The sequence below is a fragment of the Bradyrhizobium sp. 21 genome (assembly GCF_023073335.1).
Lineage (GTDB): Bacteria > Pseudomonadota > Alphaproteobacteria > Rhizobiales > Xanthobacteraceae > Bradyrhizobium.
The window spans coordinates 256,406-276,669 of record NZ_JADPJG010000031.1; the positions used below are offsets into that span (position 1 = coordinate 256,406).

At 63.8% G+C, this 20,264-nt stretch carries 18 protein-coding genes; 10 read left to right on the top strand and 8 right to left on the bottom strand.

Annotated features, from left to right (window positions below; translation table 11 throughout):
* Positions 1-2 precede the first annotated feature (2 nt).
* The 3 genes from IVB31_RS25185 to IVB31_RS25195 form a co-directional block, all read right to left on the bottom strand.
* Positions 3-896, bottom strand: a complete 894-nt coding sequence (locus tag IVB31_RS25185; protein ID WP_247329097.1) for a branched-chain amino acid ABC transporter permease — start codon at positions 894-896, stop codon at positions 3-5.
* Positions 897-978: 82 nt separating this feature from the next.
* The gene (locus IVB31_RS25190; protein WP_247329099.1) at positions 979-2,910 is read right to left on the bottom strand and encodes a long-chain fatty acid--CoA ligase; all 1,932 of its coding nucleotides are present in this window, start codon (positions 2,908-2,910) and stop codon (positions 979-981) included.
* Complete coding sequence (locus tag IVB31_RS25195; RefSeq protein ID WP_247329101.1) at positions 2,907-3,728, bottom strand: ABC transporter ATP-binding protein; 822 nt, start codon at positions 3,726-3,728, stop codon at positions 2,907-2,909. Before IVB31_RS25195 ends, IVB31_RS25190 begins: the two co-directional genes overlap by 4 nt.
* 330 nt (positions 3,729-4,058) lie before the next feature.
* Between IVB31_RS25195 and IVB31_RS25200 the strand changes: the two genes are divergently transcribed.
* Positions 4,059-4,733, top strand: a complete 675-nt coding sequence (locus IVB31_RS25200) for a Crp/Fnr family transcriptional regulator (RefSeq protein WP_247329104.1) — start codon at positions 4,059-4,061, stop codon at positions 4,731-4,733.
* Between the two features lie 117 nt (positions 4,734-4,850).
* Here the strand turns inward: IVB31_RS25200 and IVB31_RS25205 are convergent, their stop codons facing one another.
* The 3 genes from IVB31_RS25205 to IVB31_RS25215 all read right to left on the bottom strand — a co-directional run bounded on the left by IVB31_RS25205 (position 4,851) and on the right by IVB31_RS25215 (position 7,740).
* On the bottom strand, positions 4,851-5,285 hold the full coding sequence (locus IVB31_RS25205) for a VOC family protein (protein WP_247329108.1): 435 nt from the start codon (positions 5,283-5,285) through the stop codon (positions 4,851-4,853).
* A gap of 226 nt (positions 5,286-5,511) precedes the next feature.
* Entirely contained in the window at positions 5,512-6,774 is a 1,263-nt protein-coding gene (locus IVB31_RS25210) for an MFS transporter (RefSeq protein ID WP_247329111.1), read from the bottom strand.
* A gap of 123 nt (positions 6,775-6,897) precedes the next feature.
* Positions 6,898-7,740: a uroporphyrinogen-III synthase gene (locus IVB31_RS25215; RefSeq protein ID WP_247329114.1), complete on the bottom strand. Its 843-nt coding sequence runs from the start codon at positions 7,738-7,740 to the stop codon at positions 6,898-6,900.
* Positions 7,741-7,883: 143 nt separating this feature from the next.
* On the opposite strand from IVB31_RS25215, the gene purU reads away from it, so the two are divergent.
* Positions 7,884-8,747: a formyltetrahydrofolate deformylase gene (gene purU, locus IVB31_RS25220; protein ID WP_247329117.1), complete on the top strand. Its 864-nt coding sequence runs from the start codon at positions 7,884-7,886 to the stop codon at positions 8,745-8,747.
* A 72-nt stretch (positions 8,748-8,819) separates the two neighbouring features.
* Here purU and IVB31_RS25225 read toward each other — a convergent pair whose 3' ends face one another.
* Positions 8,820-9,104, bottom strand: a complete 285-nt coding sequence (locus IVB31_RS25225; protein WP_247329121.1) for a hypothetical protein — start codon at positions 9,102-9,104, stop codon at positions 8,820-8,822.
* Positions 9,105-9,623: 519 nt separating this feature from the next.
* Between IVB31_RS25225 and IVB31_RS25230 the strand changes: the two genes are divergently transcribed.
* The 6 genes from IVB31_RS25230 to IVB31_RS25255 all read left to right on the top strand — a co-directional run bounded on the left by IVB31_RS25230 (position 9,624) and on the right by IVB31_RS25255 (position 15,503).
* Positions 9,624-10,802: an ABC transporter substrate-binding protein gene (locus IVB31_RS25230; protein WP_247329123.1), complete on the top strand. Its 1,179-nt coding sequence runs from the start codon at positions 9,624-9,626 to the stop codon at positions 10,800-10,802.
* Between the two features lie 192 nt (positions 10,803-10,994).
* Complete coding sequence (locus tag IVB31_RS25235) at positions 10,995-11,864, top strand: branched-chain amino acid ABC transporter permease (protein WP_247329125.1); 870 nt, start codon at positions 10,995-10,997, stop codon at positions 11,862-11,864.
* Between the two features lie 8 nt (positions 11,865-11,872).
* Positions 11,873-12,901, top strand: coding sequence for a branched-chain amino acid ABC transporter permease (locus IVB31_RS25240; RefSeq protein WP_247329127.1), 1,029 nt, complete (start codon positions 11,873-11,875; stop codon positions 12,899-12,901).
* Positions 12,898-13,653: an ABC transporter ATP-binding protein gene (locus IVB31_RS25245; RefSeq protein ID WP_247329129.1), complete on the top strand. Its 756-nt coding sequence runs from the start codon at positions 12,898-12,900 to the stop codon at positions 13,651-13,653. The genes IVB31_RS25240 and IVB31_RS25245 overlap by 4 nt, the downstream gene beginning before the upstream one ends.
* Positions 13,646-14,362, top strand: a complete 717-nt coding sequence (locus tag IVB31_RS25250; protein ID WP_247329132.1) for an ABC transporter ATP-binding protein — start codon at positions 13,646-13,648, stop codon at positions 14,360-14,362. Before IVB31_RS25245 ends, IVB31_RS25250 begins: the two co-directional genes overlap by 8 nt.
* A gap of 22 nt (positions 14,363-14,384) precedes the next feature.
* Positions 14,385-15,503, top strand: a complete 1,119-nt coding sequence (locus tag IVB31_RS25255) for a cobalamin-independent methionine synthase II family protein (protein WP_247329134.1) — start codon at positions 14,385-14,387, stop codon at positions 15,501-15,503.
* A gap of 170 nt (positions 15,504-15,673) precedes the next feature.
* Here IVB31_RS25255 and IVB31_RS25260 read toward each other — a convergent pair whose 3' ends face one another.
* Positions 15,674-17,380 (bottom strand): caspase family protein, encoded by a 1,707-nt coding sequence (locus IVB31_RS25260; protein WP_247329136.1) that lies wholly within the window; start codon positions 17,378-17,380, stop codon positions 15,674-15,676.
* Between the two features lie 175 nt (positions 17,381-17,555).
* Here IVB31_RS25260 and IVB31_RS25265 point away from each other — a divergent pair, with 175 nt between their 5' ends.
* Both IVB31_RS25265 and metK read left to right on the top strand, forming a co-directional pair.
* The gene (locus tag IVB31_RS25265; protein ID WP_247329214.1) at positions 17,556-18,911 is read left to right on the top strand and encodes a hypothetical protein; all 1,356 of its coding nucleotides are present in this window, start codon (positions 17,556-17,558) and stop codon (positions 18,909-18,911) included.
* A gap of 60 nt (positions 18,912-18,971) precedes the next feature.
* Positions 18,972-20,168 carry a methionine adenosyltransferase gene (metK, locus tag IVB31_RS25270; protein WP_247329140.1) on the top strand — a complete coding sequence of 399 codons (1,197 nt, stop codon included), beginning with the start codon at positions 18,972-18,974 and terminating at the stop codon, positions 20,166-20,168.
* The last annotated feature ends 96 nt before the right edge of the window (positions 20,169-20,264 follow it).

Consider the following 20,264-nt stretch of genomic DNA (forward strand, 5'->3'; position numbering starts at 1 on the left):
AATCAGATCCGCTCGATGTCGTGGGTGCCGAACAGGCCATAGGGCTTGATCATCAGCACGATGATGAGGACGTAGAACGGCGCGATCTCGTAGAGATTGCCCCAGTGCAGATATTCGCTGTCGACATATTGCGCGATGTTCTCGAGCAGCCCGATGATGATGCCGCCGAGCACGGCGCCGCCGACGGAATCGAGCCCGCCGAGGATCGCCGCCGGAAACACCTTGATGCCATAGCCGGCCAGTCCCGAGGACACGCCGTTCACCACGGCGACCACGATGCCCGCGACCGCCGAGACTGTCGCCGAGATCGCCCAGGCCATTGCGAACACGCTCTTGACGGAAATGCCGAGCGATTGCGCCACCTGCTGGTTGAACGCGGTGGCGCGCATCGCAAGGCCGTATTTGGAGACGCGGAAGAACCAGGCCATGCCGATCATCATCGCCACCGACACCACGAGGCTCATGATATAGACGGTCTGGATCTGGAGCCCAAACAGGCTGACCGACTGGCTTTCGAACACGCGCGGGAACGGCTGCGGATTGACGCCGAACATCCATTTCAGCGTCGCCTGCAGCACGGTGGACAGGCCGATCGTCACCATGATGACCGAGATGATGGGCTCGCCGATCATCGGTCTCAGGATCAGGACCTGGATCGCGATGCCGAACATGAACATGAACACCAGCGTCATCGGCATGCCGATCCAGAACGGCACCTGGTATTTCGCGAGCAGCGCCCAGCATACCCAGGCGCCGACCAGCAAGAGCTCGCCTTGCGCGAAATTGACGACCTGCGTCGCCTTATAGATCAGCACGAACGACATCGCGACCACGCCATAGAGCGTGCCGACCACGAGGCCGTTGACCAGGAGCTGAATGAGGAAGGCGGTGTTCATGGGATATGGTGTCCTTCGCCTCTCCCCGCTGGCGGGGAAGAGGGGTCATCGATCGGCAACGCACTCTGTATCGGAAGCGTGCTCACTCCGCGGCCTCCGCGAGCTGCCGCGGTCCACCCAGATCCACCACCCGCAGCGTCGTTCGCACGCGCTGCGTGGTGCCGTCCTGGAAACGGATCACGGTGTCGACGGGGATGTCGGCGTCGCCGCGGTAGATCGCGTCGATGATGCCTTCGTATTTTTCGTTGATGACACTGCGGCGCACTTTTCGCGTGCGGGTGAGCTCGCCGTCGTCGGCGTCGAGCTCCTTGTAGAGCAGCAGGAAGCGGGAGATGCGCTGCGCCGGCGGCAGCGTGACGTTGACGGTCTCCACCTCCTTCCGGAGCAGCGCGTAGACCTCGGGCCGCGAGGCGAGATCGCTGTAGGTCGTAAAGGAGAGCCGGTTCTTCTCGGCCCATTTCGAGATGATGGAGTAGCGGATGCAGATCATCGCCGCGAGTGCATCACGGCCGGCCCCCAACACCACGGCCTCGGCGATATAGGGCGAGAACTTCAGCTTGTTCTCGATGAACTGCGGCGAGAAGCGCTCGCCGCGCGAGGTCTCCGCCAGATCCTTGATGCGGTCGATGACGACGAGCTGGCGGTTGGCGTTGAAATAGCCGGCGTCACCGGACAGCATCCAGCCGTCCCTGATGTCGGCGACGCTTGCCTCCGGATTCTTGTAGTAGCCGAGGAACATGTTGGGATGCCGCACCACGATCTCGCCGACGCCGTGGACGTCGGCATTGTCGATTCGGATCTCGACGCTGCCGGCCATCGGCACGCCGGTGGTATCAGGATCAACCTTGCCCTCGGGATGCAGCGTATAGGCACCTAACAGCTCAGTCTGGCCGTAGAGTGTGCGCAACGGCACGCCCATGGCCTGGAAGAACTTGAAGGTCTCGGGCCCCAGCGCAGCGCCGCCGGTCGCGGCCGAACGCAGGCGGGTGAAGCCGAGGCGGTCGCGCAGTGCGCGGAACAGGATCGCGTCGGCAAAGCCGGAACGCTTGCCGTCTGCGAGCGCGGTGAGACCCGACTTCATGCCGATGTCGAACAGGTATTGCTTGTACGGCGTCGCGTCCATCACCCTGGCGCGGACGTCGGCTGCGATCGATTCCCAGACGCGCGGTGCAAACAGGACAAACGTCGGCGCGATCTCGCGCAGATCGTTCATCATGGTTTCGGGCTCCTCGACGAAGTTGATCTTCATCCGGCAGAGCAGGCCTTTGCCGAGCACATAGACCTGCTCCATGATCCACGGTAGTGGAAGCACCGAGACGTATTCGTCGTCCGGCCCTTTCGGGTCGAAAGAGAGGTAGGTCGCGCAATGGCCGAGCACGCGGCCGGCGGCGAGCATCGCAAGCTTCGGGTGCGAGGTGGTGCCCGACGTGGTGCAGAGAATCGCGACGTCCTCGCCCTTGGTGGCATCGACGAGCCGGTCGTAAAGCTCGGGCTCGCGCGTGGCGCGAGCGCGGCCGAGCTCGGCGAATTTCTCGGCCGACATCAGCCGCGGGTCGTCATATTTCCGCATGCCGCGCGGATCGGAATAGATGATGTGCTTGAGCCGCGGCACGCGCTCGGCCAGCGCAAGCAGCTTGTCGACCTGCTCCTCGTCCTCGGCGAAGACGAGCTGGGCCTCGCCATAGGTGAGGAGATAGGCGGCCTCTTCATCCAGCACGTCGCGATAGAGCCCGAGGCTGAGGCCACCAATCGCGTGAGTCGCAATTTCCGCAGCGACCCAGTCCGGCCGGTTGTCGCCGATGATGCCGACGACATCCTCGCGCCCCAAGCCCAATTCGACGAGGCCGAGTGCAAAGTCGCGCACGCGGGTGTGGTAGTCATTCCAGGTGAAGGGGCGCCAGAGCCCGAGATCCTTTTCGCGCAACGCGATCTCGTTGCCGTACTCCTTCGCGTTGAGCCGGAGCATCTTCGGATAGGTGTCGGCCTGCGCGACGCGGCCCGCGTAATCCATCATGCCGCGCTCTCCTGCGCCGGCGAGGCATCGTCGGGATCGACCAGCACCTCGTCCTCCTCGCCGAGATAGGCGCGCCTGACGTGGGGATCGGCGAGCACGGCGGCCGGATCGCCCTCGGCGATCTTGCGGCCGAAATCCAGCACCATGACGCGGTGGGAGATATCCATCACCACGCCCATGTCGTGCTCGATCATCACCACCGTCATCCCGAACTCCTCGTTGAGGTCGACGATGTAGCGGGCCATGTCCTCCTTTTCCTCGAAGTTCATGCCGGCCATGGGCTCGTCAAGGAGAATGAGACGCGGTTCCAGGGCCATGGCGCGCGCCAGCTCCACGCGCTTGCGCAGGCCGTAGGAGAGGGTGCCAGCTGGCGCTTTTCGCACAGACTGCAGGTCGAGGAAGTCGATGATCTCCTCAACCTTGCGGCGATGCTCGAGCTCTTCCTTGCGCGCACCGGTGAGCCAGTACAGCGAGCCCGTGAGGAAATTGTTCTTCAACAGGTGATGGCGGCCGACCATGATGTTGTCGAGCACGCTCATATGGTGGAATAGCGCCAGGTTCTGGAAGGTGCGGCCGATGCCGAGCGAAGCGCGCGCATTGGGCGTCAGGCCGGTGATGTCGCGGCCCCGGTAGAACAGCTGGCCTTCGGTCGGCTTGTAGCGGCCGGAAATGCAGTTCACGATCGAGGTCTTGCCGGCGCCGTTAGGACCGATGATCGAGAACAGCTCGCCTTCCCTGATGGCGAAGCCGACATCGGTCAGTGCACGAACGCCGCCGAATCGCAAGGACACGCCGCGCACTTCAAGACTGGTAGCCACCAAACGAATCCCTCCCGGTGATGGCGCATTCAGTGGCGCTCTTCGTCCGTTTCTCTTGGGCGATCCTAGTACGGCTGTGCCGGTCAGGCCATGCAGCAGATGGTCCCGACCGAGCCGCGCCACTCTCGTTCCCCTTTGGGATCAAAAGCCGCATCGTCCAAGGTGGTCCTCAATAGGGGAAAGCGCTATTTAGAAATGTCTCCCGGCTGACAATTCTGCGACAAAGTTTTCGGGCGATAGCAGCCTCCGTCTTTCGTCGGATGGTGGTCGAAACAAGCATGCTGCATTGCAGCAGAAGGAGTGACGTACGGTGCGGCTGGCTTCGGGATCATGATTTCAGAGGATCAACTGAAGCGCGTCGCCGCCTGGTCGCGCGAGCTCACGCAAGCGGAGATCGAGGTCGCGCGTACCGGGATCACGGAGCGGTCGTTCGGCACCGGCGAGACCGTGTTCATGCGCGGCGACACGTTCGATTACTGGGCCGGCATGGTCTTTGGCCTGGCCCGGATGGGCGGGGTCTCGCGCGACGGCAAGGAGACCAGCCTTGCCGGATTGACGGCCGGGGCCTGGTTCGGCGAAGGCAGCGTGCTCAAGAACGAGCCGCGCCGCTATGACGTGGTCGCGCTGCGCAACAGCCGCATCGCGCTGATGGAGCGCAGCGCCTTCATGTGGCTGTTCGAGAACAGCGTCGGCTTCAACCGCTTCCTGGTACGCCAGCTCAACGAGCGGCTCGGCCAGTTCATCGGCATGCTCGAGGTCAACCGCACGCTCGATGCCACCGCGCGCCTCGCCCGCAGCATCGCCTCGCTGTTCAACCCGATCCTCTATCCGGAATCGACCGCGCATCTGGAGATCACCCAGGAGGAGATCGGCGCGCTCTCCGGCATGTCCCGGCAGAATGCCAATCGCGCGCTGAACAGGCTGGAGAAGGAGGGCTTGCTCCGGCTCGAATATGGCGGGGTGACGATCTTGGATATCGATCGGCTGCGTGGGTATGGAGACTAGGGCGTGTACTCATAAAGTGGGCTTCAGACGCTTAAGCCGAAGTCGCACCGCTCGGTCCTCATCGACTGCTTTTGACCCCGAGCGGTCACCCCCCAAGTGGGATTGCTCGGTTGAAAGCTATCTTTTTCCCAAGTCTTGCGCGAAGCGCAGAAGGTAGCCGTCGGGGTCCTGCACCAAAAACTGCCTGTTGCCTCGCTCCTCACCGGCAATCCGATACCAGGCATCGTGACATTCCCTGTAGAGCGGCCATTCTGCATTCTTTAAAGCGTCGAGAAGTGGCGCGACGGAGCCGACAAAGATTTGGAAGTTGATACCGCGCCCCAGTGGTCGGTCCAAAACACCAGTTTGCCAATGACCACTGTGCTGTCTGAGCATGACCTGCGCACCCTGAAACTCCAAGTACACGAATTGACTTTCAGGCCGCTGATAAGCGATCCGGAAGCCGAGGATATCACACCAGAACGTTATGCTCTGATGCAGGTCGAACACATCCATTTCCGGGACCAGATGAGCAAAGCCGCCAGCGGGTAATCTTTCTTCTGACACAGCCATCGCCTGCAAAGTCCTCGCTCGTTTTGTGCCGCGGCAGATTTCGCGATTTCATATTGAGATACGCAATCAAAACAACGATCGCAGCGTTGGAGATGACGAATGCTGAAGGGTGACATGCCCGCTAAGGTAGCACAAAGGCGCCATGAGTTGGCAGCCCTCCGAGAACTAGGGTTTGCAGACCATGAAGTCTGCTGCTGGCCCGACGCGGAAGTCCTGCGACATTCCCCTACCGCGCATTAGCGGGTGCGTGCAGCGGCCAGAGGTCGGCGCGCCAGCGGATCGAGATCGCCAGCATGGCGATGAAGCCCGCGGCGGCATAGAGCGAACCCGTCGCGGAATAGCCGATGATGTCGATCAGGCTGCCGGCCGCGAGCAATCCGATCGGCAAGCCGTAGATCACCATCATGCGCACGCCCATGACGCGGCCGCGCAGATGTGCGCTGGCGGTGCGCATCAGGATCACGGCCGCCGAGATCATCGACATGCTCTGGGCGATGCCGGCGAGCACGAGGCAGGCCATCGCGACCGGAATGGTCCTGATCTCGACGAACACCAGCAGCATGGCGTACCAGGCCAGCGTCGCGCCGATCAGAAGCCGGGCAATGCGCAGTCCGCCGACGAGGCTGAGCGTGATCGAGCCGATCAGCGAGCCGACGGCGAAGCTCGCCGAGAGATAACCGAGGCCAGTCTGGTCAGTATGGAAGATCTCGCGCGCGATGTAGGGCAACAATCCGCCGGTGAAGGGAAAGGCGGTGAGATTGGCCAGGAAGGCGACGCACAGCGCCGCGCGCATTCCCGGACCGCTCCAGGCATAGACGATCCCCTCCTTGAGGTCGCCCAGCAGCCGCAGTACTGCGTGGCCGTTGGCCGGTAGATCGCTGGTGGTGACAGTCCGTTTTGGCCGGGTCAGGCAGGACATGAGGATCGCGGCCGCGAGGTAGAGGCTCGCGACCGCCGCATAGACGAGCCCAATGCCGAGCGCGGCAAACAGTCCGGCTCCGGTCAGCGCTCCGGCGATGCGCGCGCTATCCTGGGTCGTGCGTGACAGTCCGATTGCGCCCACTAGCCGCTCGGCCGGCATGATGTCGGCGAGCAGCGCGCTGCGAATGCCGAGATCGGAGGAGCGGATCAGGCCCATGATCGCCACGATGATCATGACGTTGAGCGGTGCCAGACGGCCGGTCAACGCGAGCGCCATGATGGTCGAGGCGAGCGCCGTATAGGTGAGGCGGAGCACGACAAGGAGATCGCGATGACCCATGCGGTCGCCGATCATCCCGAGTGCCGGTGCAACCAGCGTTCCGACATATTGCAGCGACGCGAGGATGGTCAGCAGCAATACCGATCCTGTCTCGACCAGGATGTACCAGCCGAGCACCAGCGTCTCGATCTCGAACGCCCAGGAGGTGAGCAGGTCGGATGGCCACTGGAAGCGATAGTTGCGGATCCGGAATGGCGCGAGTGCGGAAGGTCGTGCGCCTGTGCTCAAGACGTGATGACGCGGATCACGGCGATACCCTTCCCTCGGTGTTTCTCGTTTGCGTCCGGCAACGTAGCGCTGGTGAAGGTCGTGTCAATCGGAGCCGCCGCAGGCTGCCTCTGCGCTCGGCTCCTAGCTCGCCGTGGTTTGCTGCTTTCGTTCCGCCAGCGCCGCAGCCATCGCCGAGATCAGCGGCCGCATGAAATAGGCTTCGTCCGCCGGCAAGACGTCGGTGCGCAGGCCGTGCGCGGCGAGCTCGCCGGAGACCGCCGGGCCCACCGAGGCAATCAGCGTCCGTTCGAATCCCGTACGCAGCTTCGCTTCGCTGCCATGCGCTTTCGCGGCCTCGATCAGGCGGCGGACCTGGCCGAGATTGGTCAGCGCGATGGAATCGATTCGTCCGTGCGCCATGTCGTCGATGGCGGCGACGATGTTGGCATCCGCTGCCTTGGTATCGTAGACATAAGGCAGCACGGTATCGACTTCGGCGCCTTGCGCGGCGAGTGCGCCGGTCAGTGTGCTGTGATCCTTGTCGGGATAGAGCTGGAGGCCGAGGCGATGCCCTTTCAGATCGAGCTTGCCCAGCATCTCGATCACGCCCTCGGTGGTCGGCTTCTCCGTGGTCTGCTGCGCCTCGAGTCCGTTCTCGCGCAGCGCCTTGCCCGGCTTGGGGCCGCGGGTGAATTTTCGCGATTTGGCAAGCGACGCCACGAGAGCCTGGTCGAGCCCGCGGGTGCGCCCGAGCTTCATGATCCGCCGCAGTCCTTCGCCGGTCATCAGCACGAGGTCGTCGAACGGCTTGTCGATAGCGCGGCGAATCCAGGCCTCGACCGGGGCGGGGTCCGGCGCATCCTCGATCGTGAACATCGGGCATTGCACGACCTCGGCGCCTTGCTCGGCCAGAAGCTTCGAAAACTGCGCCTCCTCGCGCGTTTCCAGGATCAGGATGCGGGTGCCGTTCAAGCGGTCGGCCATGAGTGTGCTCCGGTCAGTCAATCGCAATGGTACGTTCATCCTGACTCCGCGTGCGGGATTGGCGCAAGGGTGGGGTCGGTGATAGAGCAGGGCGCAAATCGCAGGTCGTTCCGCACCCTTTGCCCAAACCTTCATCAAGGCCCATGCCCGATCATCAATATGTCCTGACCCTGTCCTGTCCGGATCGCCCCGGCATCGTCTCGGCGGTGTCGACCTTCCTGGCCCATAACGGACAGAACATTCTCGACGCCCAGCAGTTCGACGACGTCGAGACCAAGAAGTTCTTCATGCGGGTGGTGTTCACCGCGGCCGATCTCGCCGTGGAGCTGTCGGCGCTCCAGACCGGCTTTGCCGCGATCGCCGAGCGTTTCGGCATGGAGTGGCAGATGCGCGACCGCGCCGCGCATCGCAAGGTGATGCTGCTGGTGTCGAAGTCCGACCACTGCCTGGTCGACATCCTCTACCGCTGGCGTACCCGCGAGCTGCCGATGACGCTTGCGGCGATCGTCTCCAACCATCCGCGCGAGGTCTATGACGGGCTCGATTTCGGCGGCATCCCGTTCCACCATCTGCCCGTTACCAAGGAAACCAAGCGCGAGCAGGAGGCGCAGATCCTCGATCTCGTCGCGAAAACCGGCACCGATCTCGTCGTGCTCGCCCGCTACATGCAGATCCTGTCGGATGATCTCTCGGCAGAATTGTCGGGGCGCTGCATCAACATCCACCACTCGTTCCTGCCCGGCTTCAAGGGTGCAAAACCCTATCACCAGGCCCATGAGCGCGGCGTCAAGCTGATCGGCGCCACCGCCCATTACGTCACGCGTGACCTCGACGAGGGCCCGATTATCGACCAGGACGTCGAGCGCATCAGCCACCGCGACACGCCGGAAGATCTCGTCCGAAAGGGGCGCGACATCGAGCGTCGCGTGCTGGCGCGTGCGATCCGCTACCACCTCGACGACCGCGTCATCCTCAACGGCCGCAAGACCGTGGTGTTCATGGATTAGCGAATGGTGAGTGGCGGGTGGCGAATATAAAACGGACCTTATCCGCCACTCCCTATTCGCCATCTCGCTCCGTCAGCGCACCGCGGTGCCGGAAGCCGGGCCCGTGGCGCCCTTCTCTGCCTGCTCTTCCTTCTCGCGATCGGCCGCCGGCATCAGCCGCTTGCGCTCGCGCTCCTTCATGTAGGCATCATATTGCGGCGTGCCGGCCCGCGGCGGAGCGTCCGACGGCAGGCCGCCGGCCCATTGCGGGACGTAGTCGCCCGCGCCGGCCGAGAGCTTTTCGTTGATGGTGCCGCAACCGGCCAGCCCCGCGGAGAGTGCGAGGAGGATCAGGAGGGATCGAAAAGACTTGGGCATTGTACCGGCGCGCGCGAGGTCAGTGGCGTTGGACGCCAGGTTGGGCTGGCGCCATGAGCCTAGCCTTCAACAAGGTAAAATAGACTTATTCGAGATAGGTAGCATGTTACCGAACTGACGGCAGCGGCAATGTTCAAATTATGCAAATGAAAGACGAAATCCTCCATCCACCCGGCGGGCCGCGCTTCTAGACTTCGGCAAGGGGGTCGCGACAAAGTGGCTTGGTCGGCGAGGGGGCTTTTTCGTTGACAGGTCCATTTTATTTGTACAATCGTACAAATAGTCGCGATTGTAATCGGTGCGCCCAGGTCACCCCGACGTAACCCCGACATGGCTTCCTGGCGTCGGCCGCGAGACGTCGGCTTGCGCCGAGTGGTCGCCAAACGTCCGATTGACAATAAGGGCGCGAAAGACGCCATGTGGCGCGCGACATCACGCGTGCGTCAGCTAAACTCAAGGCAAGGACCGGGCACTCGGTCCGGCGCACAAGAGATCGGGAATGAAGGGGAGGGACATCTGATGTTCAAACGCAGGCAGTTTTCAACAATCGCTGCATTTGCCGCCATCGCGAGCGTAGCGGCCGTCGCGCCCGCCACGGCGGAGGACACCGTGAAGGTGGGCCTGATCCTGCCGATGACCGGCGGCCAGGCCTCGACCGGCAAGCAGATCGAGAACGCGATCAAGCTCTACATGCAGCAGAAGGGCGACACCGTCGCCGGCAAGAAGATCGAGATCATCCTCAAGGACGACGCGGCAATTCCGGACAAGACCAAGACCGCCGCGCAGGAGCTGATCGTCAACGACAAGGTCAGCTTCATCGCCGGCTTCGGCGTGACGCCGGCCGCGCTCGCGGCGGCTCCGCTCGCGACGCAAGCCAAGATTCCCGAAGTCGTGATGGCGGCCGGAACCTCCATCATCACCGAGCGCTCGCCCTATATCGTGCGCACCAGCTTCACGCTCGCGCAGTCCTCCACCATCATCGCCGACTGGGCGGTGAAGAACGGCATCAAGAAGGTGGCGACGCTGACCTCGGACTATGCGCCGGGCAATGATGCGCTCAACTTCTTCAAGCAGAACTTCACCGCCGGCGGCGGCGAGGTGGTCGAGGAGGTGAAGACGCCGCTCGCCAATCCCGATTTCGCACCGTTCCTTCAGCGCATGAAGGATGCCAAACCCGACGCGATCTTCGTGTTCGTGCCGGCCGGCCAGGGCGGCAACTTCATGAAGCAATATGCCGAGCGTGGCCTCGACAAGGCCGGCATCAAGGTGATCGGACCCGGCGACGTCACCGACGACGACCTCCTCAACAACATGGGCGACGCTGTGCTCGGCACGGTCACCGCGCACCTCTATTCCGCGGCGCATCCGTCCGCGATGAACAAGGATTTCGTCGCGGCCTACAAGAAGGCGTTCGGCAGCCGCCCGGGCTTCATGGCGGTGAGCGGCTATGACGGCATCCACCTGATCTACGAGGCGCTGAAGAAGACCAATGGCGACACCGACGGCACCAAGCTGGTCGAAGCCATGAAGGGCCAGAAGTGGGAAAGCCCACGCGGTCCGATCTCGATCGACCCCGAGACCCGCGACATCGTGCAGAACATCTACATCCGCAAGGTCGAGAAGGTCGACGGCGAGCTCTACAATGTCGAGTTCGCGACCTTCGAGGCCGTCAAGGATCTCGGCAAGACCAAGAAATAAGGACGTGTTGTTTGCGTAGCTCGCCGCAAACTCGCTGCACCTCTCCCACTTGCGGGAGAGGTCGGCGCAAAGCGCCGGTGACCTCGTTGGGAGCCTCTCTGTGGAGACACCCTCACCCCGACCCTCTCCCGCAAGCGGGAGAGGGGGCGTAGCGCCACCCTCGACTAAACATGAGATATTCCAAGACCCCCGATGACCTCGATCCTGACCAATTTGTTCGACGGTGTTGCCTACGGCATGCTGCTGTTCGTGCTCGCTTGCGGGCTTGCGGTCACGCTCGGCCTGATGAACTTCGTCAATCTCGCCCACGGCGCGTTCGCCATGGCGGGCGGTTATGTCTGCATGGTGCTGGTCAACCGGATGGGCTGGCCGTTCTTCGCCGCGCTGCCGCTTGCCTTCGTCTCGTCGGCGGCGATCGGCATCGTGCTCGAACGCATGCTCTACCGTCACCTCTATGCCCGCAGCCATCTCGACCAGGTGCTGTTCACCATCGGCCTCACGTTCATGTCGGTCGCGGCCGTCGACTACGTCCAGGGCTCGTCGCGGGTGTTCATCAACCTGCCGGCCGCGCTGCAGGGCCAGTTCGACCTGTTCGGCGTCGGCATCGGCCGCTATCGGCTGATGATCATCGTGATCTGCGGGCTGCTCACCATCGGTCTCCAGATGGTGCTGGCCAGGACGCGGTTCGGCAGCCGGCTGCGCGCCGCGGTCGATGATCCCCGCGCCGCGAGCGGTCTCGGCATCAACGTGCCGCAGGTGTTCGCATTCACCTTTGCCTTTGGTTGCGGCCTCGCCGGCCTCGGCGGCGCCCTGAGCGCCGAGATTCTCGGCCTCGATCCGTACTTTCCCCTGAAATTCATGATCTACTTCCTGATCGTGGTCACCGTCGGCGGCTCGTCCTCGATCACCGGCCCGTTCCTGGCCTCGCTTCTGCTCGGCATCGGCGACGTCGCCGGCAAATATTACGTGCCGAAGATGGGACCTTTCGTGATCTACACCATGATGATCGTGATCCTGATCTGGCGCCCGAACGGCCTGTTCGGCCGCACGGCCGCGCGTTGAGTTCGCCGATGAGCGCTTCTTCCGACGTCGGCTATCACGCCCAGCGCCAGGCACGCTGGCACTATGGCGAGGCCGCTTTCTGGCTGATCGTGCTGGCCTGCGGCTTCGCATTTCCCACCCGCTATCTAATCATGACTGACATCCTGCGGCTGGCGCTGTTTGCGATGTCGCTCGATCTGATCCTCGGCTACGCCGGCATCGTCTCGCTCGGCCATGCCGCCTTCTTCGGCGTCGGCGCCTATGCGGCGGGGCTTCTTGCGCTGCACGGCATCATCAACGAGCCCGTGCTTGCCCTTGTCGTCGCCGGCCTTGCCGCGATGGTGCTCGGCTTCGCCACCAGCTTCCTGGTGATCCGCGGCGTCGATCTCACCCGGCTGATGGTGACACTCGGAATCGCGCTGCTCTTGGAAGCCCTGGCCGAACGCTTCTCCAACATCACCGGCGGCACCGACGGACTGCAGGGCATCGAGATGCAGCCGATCTTCGGCGAAGTCCCGTTCGACATGTTCGGCAAGACCGGTTTCTTCTATTCGCTCGCCGTTCTGTTCCTGTTGTTCCTGTTCGCCCGCCGCGTCGTGCATTCGCCGTTCGGCCTGTCATTGCGGGCCATCAAGAACAATCCGCTGCGCGCGGCCGCCATCGGCATCCCCGTCAACCGCCGCCTGATCGCGATCTACACGCTGGCGGCGTTCTATGCCGGCATCGCTGGCGCGCTGTTCGCCCAGACCACCGCGATCGCGTCGCTCGACGTGTTCGCCTTCGAGCGCTCGGCAGACCTGATGCTGGTGCTCGTGATCGGCGGCACCGGCTATCTCTATGGCGGGCTGGTTGGCGCGGTGCTGTTCCGCCTGCTCCAGGAATTGTTCTCCACAATCACCCCGCAATACTGGCAGTTCTGGATCGGCCTGGTGCTGGTCGTGATTGTGCTCGTCGGCCGCCAGCGCCTGCATCGCTGGATGCTGTACGTGCCGAACCTGGTCATCAGGCAGATTGCCGGGCGCAAGGCCGTGGTTGCCGTTCCGGAGAGCGACACATGACCATCGCGCTCGAAACCCAAAATCTCGAAAAGCAGTTCGGCGGCCTGCGCGTCACCCGCGATCTGTCCCTGAAGATCGAGCAGGGCGCCCGCCATGCGCTGATCGGCCCGAACGGCGCCGGCAAGACCACGGTGATCAACCAGCTCACCGGCGTGCTCAAGCCGAACTCGGGGCGCATCCTGCTCGAAGGCCAGGACATCACGGACCTTGCCGTGCACAAGCGTGTGCTGCGCGGCCTGTCGCGCACCTTCCAGATCAACCAACTCTATCCCGACCTGACCCCGCTCGAAACCATTGGCTTGGCCGTCTCCGAGCGCCTCGGCCATGGTGGTGACTGGTGGCGGCGGATGGGGACGCGCAACGACGTCAACGACGAGATCGCCGATCTCCTCACGCGCTTCCATCTGCTCGACGCCATGAACGAGCAGACGGTGACGCTGCCTTACGGCAAGCAGCGCCTGCTCGAGATCGCGGTCGCCATCGCGGGCAAGCCGCGCGTGCTGCTGCTGGACGAGCCCGCCGCCGGCGTGCCCGAGAGCGAGCGCCACGACATTCTCGCCGTCGTAGGCAGCCTGCCGCGCGACGTGACGGTGCTGCTGATCGAGCACGACATGGATCTCGTCTTCTCCTTTGCCGATCGCATCTCCGTCCTGGTCTCCGGCGCGCTGCTCACCGAAGGTCCGCCCGAGCAGGTCGCGCGCGATCCGCAGGTCAAGGCGGTCTATCTCGGCGAGGAGCCGGTCAATGTCTGACATCCTCGCGATCGACTCGCTTCGCGCCGGCTATGGCGAGGCGGTGGTGCTGCCCAACATGTCGCTGCGCCTCGCCGAGGGCCAGGTGCTGGCGCTCCTCGGGCGCAACGGCACCGGCAAGACCACGCTGATCAACTCCATCGTCGGCGTCACCCGCCGCTTTTCCGGCACTGTCGGACTGGCCGGAACCGACGTCACGGCCTTGCGGCCCGACCAGCGGGCGCGCGCCGGCATCGGCTGGGTGCCGCAGGAACGCAACATCTTTCGCTCGCTCACGGTGGAAGAGAACATGACCGCGGTGGCCCAGCCAGGTCCCTGGACCGTCGAGAGGGTCTACGAGATGTTCCCGCGGCTGAAGGAGCGGCGGGGCAACTTTGGCAACCAGCTTTCCGGCGGCGAACAGCAGATGCTGGCGATCGGTCGCGCGCTGACCCTCAACCCGAAAGTGCTTCTCCTTGACGAGCCGACCGAGGGCCTTGCCCCCATCATCGTCGAGGAACTGTTGAAGGCGATTGGCACCATCGCCCGGGCCGGCGGCATCTGCTCGATCATAGTCGAGCAGAACGCCCAAAAGATTCTGGGGCTCGCCGACCGCGTTGTGATATTGGAGCGCGGAACGATCGTCCACGATGCCCCGAGCGCCGCGCTGAAGGCCGACCCGTCGGTCCTGGAGCGCCACCTCGGCGTCGCAGGAGCGGTCGCCCACTAGAGAATTTCGGGAGTTAGACGACATGCAGCGAACCAAAGCACCCTTCCGCGCCGACGAGGTCGGCAGCCTTCTGCGTCCTGCCAAGATCAAGGAAGCCCGCAGCCGGCTGGAGAAGGGGGAGATTTCGGCCGACGATCTGCGCAAGATCGAGGACATCGAGATCGAGAAGGTCGTGCACAAGCAGGCCTCGGTCGGCCTGAAGCTCGCGACCGACGGCGAATTCCGCCGCTCCTGGTGGCATTTCGACTTCCTGGCCAAGCTCACCGGCTGCGAGCTGTTCCACCCTGATGCCGGCATCCAGTTCGCGGGCGTGGAGACCCGCCACGACGCGGTGCGCGTGATCGACAAGCTCGATTTCCCCGACGATCACCCGATGCTGGACCACTTCCGCTTCCTGAAGAAGTCCGCCGATCAGGCCCACGTCACCGCCAAGATGACGATCCCGTCGCCCGCGGTGCTGCACTTCCGCGGCGGCCGCAAGGCGATCTCCAAGGACGTCTATCCTGATCTGGACGCGTTCTACGAGGACCTCGGCAAGACCTACCGCAAGGCGGTCAAGGCGTTCTACGACGCCGGCTGCCGCTATCTCCAGTTCGACGACACCGTGTGGGCCTATCTCTGCTCCCCGGACGAATTGCAGAAGGCGCGCGAGCGCGGCGACAATCCGGAAGGCCTGCAGCAGATCTATGCGCGCATCATCAACTATGCGCTGGCCGAGAAGCCTGCCGACATGGTGGTGACCACCCACGTCTGCCGCGGCAATTTCCGCTCGACCTGGATTTCTTCAGGCGGCTACGAGCCCGTTGCCGAGACCATGCTCGCCGGCACCAATTACGACGGCTACTTCCTGGAATACGACAGCGACCGCGCCGGTGGCTTCGAGCCGCTACGCTTCCTGCCCAAGGGCAACAAGGTCGTCGTGGTCGGCGTCATCACCTCGAAGTTCGGCGAGCTCGAGAAGAAGGACGACATCAAGCGCCGTCTGGAAGAAGCCGCCAAGTTCGCACCGCTGGAGCAACTCGCACTCTCCCCGCAGTGCGGTTTTGCGTCGACGGAGGAGGGCAACGTCCTCTCCGAGGAAGAGCAGTGGGCCAAGCTCGGCCTCGCGGTGGAGATCGCGAAGGAAGTTTGGGGCCAGTAAGGCTCTTTGCTCCGCTGTCGTTCCCCGCGCAGGCGGGGAATCCAGTACGCTGCGGCTTCTCCGTATCTCTCGCCGTCTCGGAGTGTTGGATCGCCCGGTCGAGCCGGGCGATGACACCGAACGAGCGGCCGTGGCATCGCGCTCCTGACTAGCGGGGAGCAAACGCCGCCCTACTTCTCCGTCAGATAGACCTCGCCCAGCAGCGACGAGTTCGACCACGGTACCTGCTTGCTTTTCGTGGACGAGACCACCTCGGCCCGCACCCGCGTCAGCATCTGCTGCACCTCCAGGCCGGGCGTTCCGAGGTGACGGGAGAGGGCGGCCGAGAACGGTGAGTTGGCGCCTTCGCCGTCGAGCGCGACCTGGCCCGGTGCTGTGGCGAAGGCGATCAGCGTGCCTGCGCCGAGCGTCGCACCGGCGCCGAGGCTCGTCGGCGCTGCGAGGCCCGAAGCGCCCTCGATGGCGCGGTTGCTACCGGTGGATGCGACCTGCTGTGCCATCGGATTGTTGCGGCAGGCATCGAAGATCAGAATGTTGGTGCGGACCTGGTCGTCGAGGCCGGCCATGATCGTGTCCATGTCGATCATCGCGTCCGTCATGCTCGCGCCCGGCTTGAGTTCGACGTCGATGGGGATGAGATAGTTGCGGCCGTCGACCTGCACGCCGTGGCCGGCATAGTAGACCACGACGACCTGCGCTCGCGCCGCCTCCCGTAAAAAGTCGCGGGTCATCTTCTGCATCGCTGCGCGGTCGAGATCGACGCCTTCCGACACGGTGAATCCGATGTCGCGGAGACTCCTGGCCACGGCGCGCGCGTCGTTGGGCGGATTGGGCAGCGCCTTGACATGCGCATAGGCGCCGTTGCCGATGATCAGCGCCATGCGCGTGCCACGCGCGACCGGCGCGGGTGAGGGGGCCGCGCCCGTCTGCTGAGGAGCCGGTGCCGGCTGCGTCACTGGTGACGGCGCATCGCGCGGGATCGGTACGTTCGCGTCGGTGACCAGAGACAGCCGCACCTTTGCGGTGGCCTGGTTGGCCTTGCTGCCGGCATCGGAAGCCGCGATTGCCAGCGTCGCCTTGTAGTCATCCCGTGCGTGCGCGTAGTCGCCTTTCGCCTCATAGGCCAGCGCACGATGGGTGTAGCCCGAGATCAGAACGCTGTTCGGCGGCGTCATGATGTTGACGGGCGGCTTCTCCTTCGCGAGCCGGATCGCTTCGCTGCCGTCGGCAATCGCGCGATCGTAATCGCCCCTGACGCGCCAGATCGCGGTACGGTTGATCAGCGGCTGCGGCAGCGACGGGTCGAGCCGGATCGCCTGGTTGATGTCGGTCAGCGCGCCGTCGAGATCGCCCAGTGCCTCCTTGGCGATGCCGCGGTTCTGGAACGAGAACGCCGAACTGGGATCGGCCTTGATCGACATGTCGTAATCGGCGATCGCCTTGGCGTAGTCACCCTTGCCGCGCCAGGCATTGCCGCGATTGTGGAAGATGATACCGCTCGGTGGGCCGAGCTTGAGCGCATCGTCGAAATCGGTGATGGCGATCTCGTGCTCGCCCCTGTCGTAATAGGCCGATCCCCTGAGATTGTAGGCTGCTTGGCTCGGCTGGAGCCGGATCGCTTCCGTGGCGTCAGTGACGACCTTTGCGTAATCGCCCTTCTTGTTCCAGCCCACCGCGCGCCAGAAATAGACCGTCGCGAGCTGCTCGCCTTTGAAAACCTTCAGCGCGATGATCTTGGTGCAGGCATCGACCATCTGGTCCGCCGGCGTCGTGTCGGTGGTGCAGAGCGGCCCAAGCGAGCTGCGTGTTTGCGCAAATGCGCGCGCGGACGACAGGATTGCGGCGAGCAGGCAGAGCGCGACGAGCAGGCGACGCATGGCGGAGGTCCCGTCAAGGAGGAGGAGGCGCCTGTTTGTTGCCCGGCAGGGCGCAGTGGTTCAGGGCTTTCATTGTTGCGGACGGCGAACCGAGGCGCCACTTCCCCTATTCCCTCAGTGGGCAGATTTTGCTAGGAGGCAGGGCCAACCCCTCCTGCCCACCGCGTCCCACTCGATGAAAAACGACGAAATCCTGAGCCAGATCACCGAGTTCTGCCGCAAGGCGGACATGGCGGAATCGACGTTCGGCCGGCGCGCGGTGAATGATGGGAAGCTCGTGCACCGCTTGCGCGAGGGCAAGCGCATCACCATCGACACGCTGGAGCGGATCCAGGCCTACATGGCCGCATCGATGGCCGGCGGCGTTCCGCCGCCGCGGGGACTTCAGGTGCCGCCGGAAAAGCGCGACCCACGCGGCAATTTCCGCTTTTTCGAGAACCGCCAGAAATACCTGCTGTTCGTCCACACCTGCAGCGAGAAGCGGGTGATCGCCGAGCGCGTGGCGCTGGAGCTTGCCAGCATCCATCCCCGGCCGCCGGCGCTGCGGGTGTTCGACGCCGGCGTCGGCGACGGCACGGTGCTGGCGCGCGTGCTGCGCTCGATGCATCAGCGCTTTCCGCACATGCCGTTCTATGTCGCCGGCAAGGAGCTCAGCCTCGAGGACCTGCGCCTGACGCTGGAGAAGGTGCCGGATCGCATTTTCGAGCATCCGGCGTCGGTGTTCGTCTTTACCAACATGTTCTACTCGGAGGCGCCCTGGCTTACGCCGGCATCGCCCGCGGCGGCGGCCGCGACGGTCTGGCACGAAGTTCCCCTGCGGGGCGCGTCCTCGGGCGAGTTCGAGACCCAGATCGCGGAACTGAAGCCGTTTTTGGAGCAGAACTGGCGCGCGGCGGTCAGCCCGCGTACCGGCATGCCGCTGTATGAGCGGCCCGTCGTGCTGGTGCTCTACCGCGAAGACCAGCGGTTTCTGCTCGATTCGACCATTCCGCGGCCGGGCCAGACCGAGGCGAATTTCGACCTCGTTATTGCCTCCCAGCCATACCGGGCGCTGTCCTCGGTCAATTTTCGGGCAAAACGGATCATTGCGCCCTTGGCGCGGGCCCTGCGGGGAGGCGGCCGCCTGATCGGTATTCACTCCCACGGTCAGGATCCGGGCATGGAAATGATCCAGGCGATCTGGCCCGGAGAAAATCCTTTCTCAGTGAGCCGTCATGAGCTATTGCGCGCAGTGAAGTACGAGCTCGGCTCAGTGGGCCGCGACTTAAATTTTAATGCTTATGCAGATAACCGCTCGATCTTCAGGTATGATATGGAAGCTCTGCCCAACGAGGTGACAGGCACTATCGGAACCTCGACGGCCTTTGCAGCGTGGAACGCGGCGGTGTACGTCGCTCAGATCGAGGACGACCGGTTGACAGAAATGGCTCAAAGCGGCCGCACTCTGGATGCCGCCAGGGACGTGTTGCGCAAGTATAACGGGCTCTGGTTCTACGACGAATCCTACGTGATCTCGCGCCGGCGGGATTGACTTAATCACGGGTAAACATCGCAAACGACCGCCGATGAGTGGCGGAACAAGGGGTTACTGATGCGCGCGTCCTATCTCTTCACCAGCGAGTCCGTGTCCGAAGGCCATCCGGACAAGGTTTGCGACCGGATCTCCGATGAGATCGTCGATCTGTTTTACCGCGAAGGACCGAAAGCCGGCATTGATCCCTGGCAAATTCGTGCCGCCTGCGAAACGCTCGCGACCACCAACAAGGTCGTGATCGCGGGCGAGACCCGCGGTCCCGCATCCGTCACCAACGAGCAGATCGAAGGTGTCGTTCGCAATGCGATCAAGGACATCGGCTACGAGCAGGATGGCTTCCACTGGAAGACCTGCGACATCGAGATCCTGCTGCATCCGCAGTCGGCCGACATCGCGCAGGGCGTCGATGCGCTGCAGCCGGGCGAGGTCAAGGAAGAAGGCGCGGGCGACCAGGGGATCATGTTCGGTTATGCCACCAACGAGACGCCCGATCTGATGCCGGCGCCGATCTTCTACGCCCACAAGATCCTGCGCCTGATCTCCGAAGCGCGCCACTCCGGCCGCGAGAAGGTGCTGGGTCCCGACTCCAAGAGCCAGGTCACCGTGCAATACGAGAACGGCAAGCCGGTCGGCGTGCGCGAGATCGTGGTGTCGCATCAGCATCTGGTCGAGGACATCTCCTCCAAGCAAATTCGCGACATCGTCGAGCCTTATGTGCGCGAGGCGCTGCCGGCGGACTGGATCACGCCGAAGACCATCTGGCACATCAACCCCACCGGCAAATTCTACATCGGCGGTCCCGATGGTGACTCCGGCCTGACCGGCCGCAAGATCATCGTCGACACCTATGGTGGTGCGGCCCCGCATGGCGGCGGCGCGTTCTCCGGCAAGGATCCGACCAAGGTCGATCGCTCTGCGGCTTATGCGGCCCGCTACGTCGCCAAGAACATCGTCGCGGCCGGTCTTGCCGACCGCTGCACGCTGCAGCTCGCCTACGCCATCGGCGTGGCGCGCCCGCTGTCGATCTACATCGACACCCACGGTACCGGTAAGGTGCCGGAGGACCAGCTCGAGAAGGCCGCCGCCAAGGCGATGGACCTCACCCCGCGCGGCATCCGCAGCCATCTCGACCTCAACCGGCCGATCTACGCGCGTACCTCGGCCTACGGCCATTTTGGCCGCACGCCCGACAACGAGGGCGGCTTCTCCTGGGAGAAGACCGACCTCGTCGAAGCGCTCAAGCGCGCGGTCTAAGTACCAATCATTCCTGGCCGCCGCCACGGCGGCGAGCCCGGGATCCTTATATCCATCATGTCGAGAGTCCGGGTTCGCCTCGTTAGGCGACCTGGA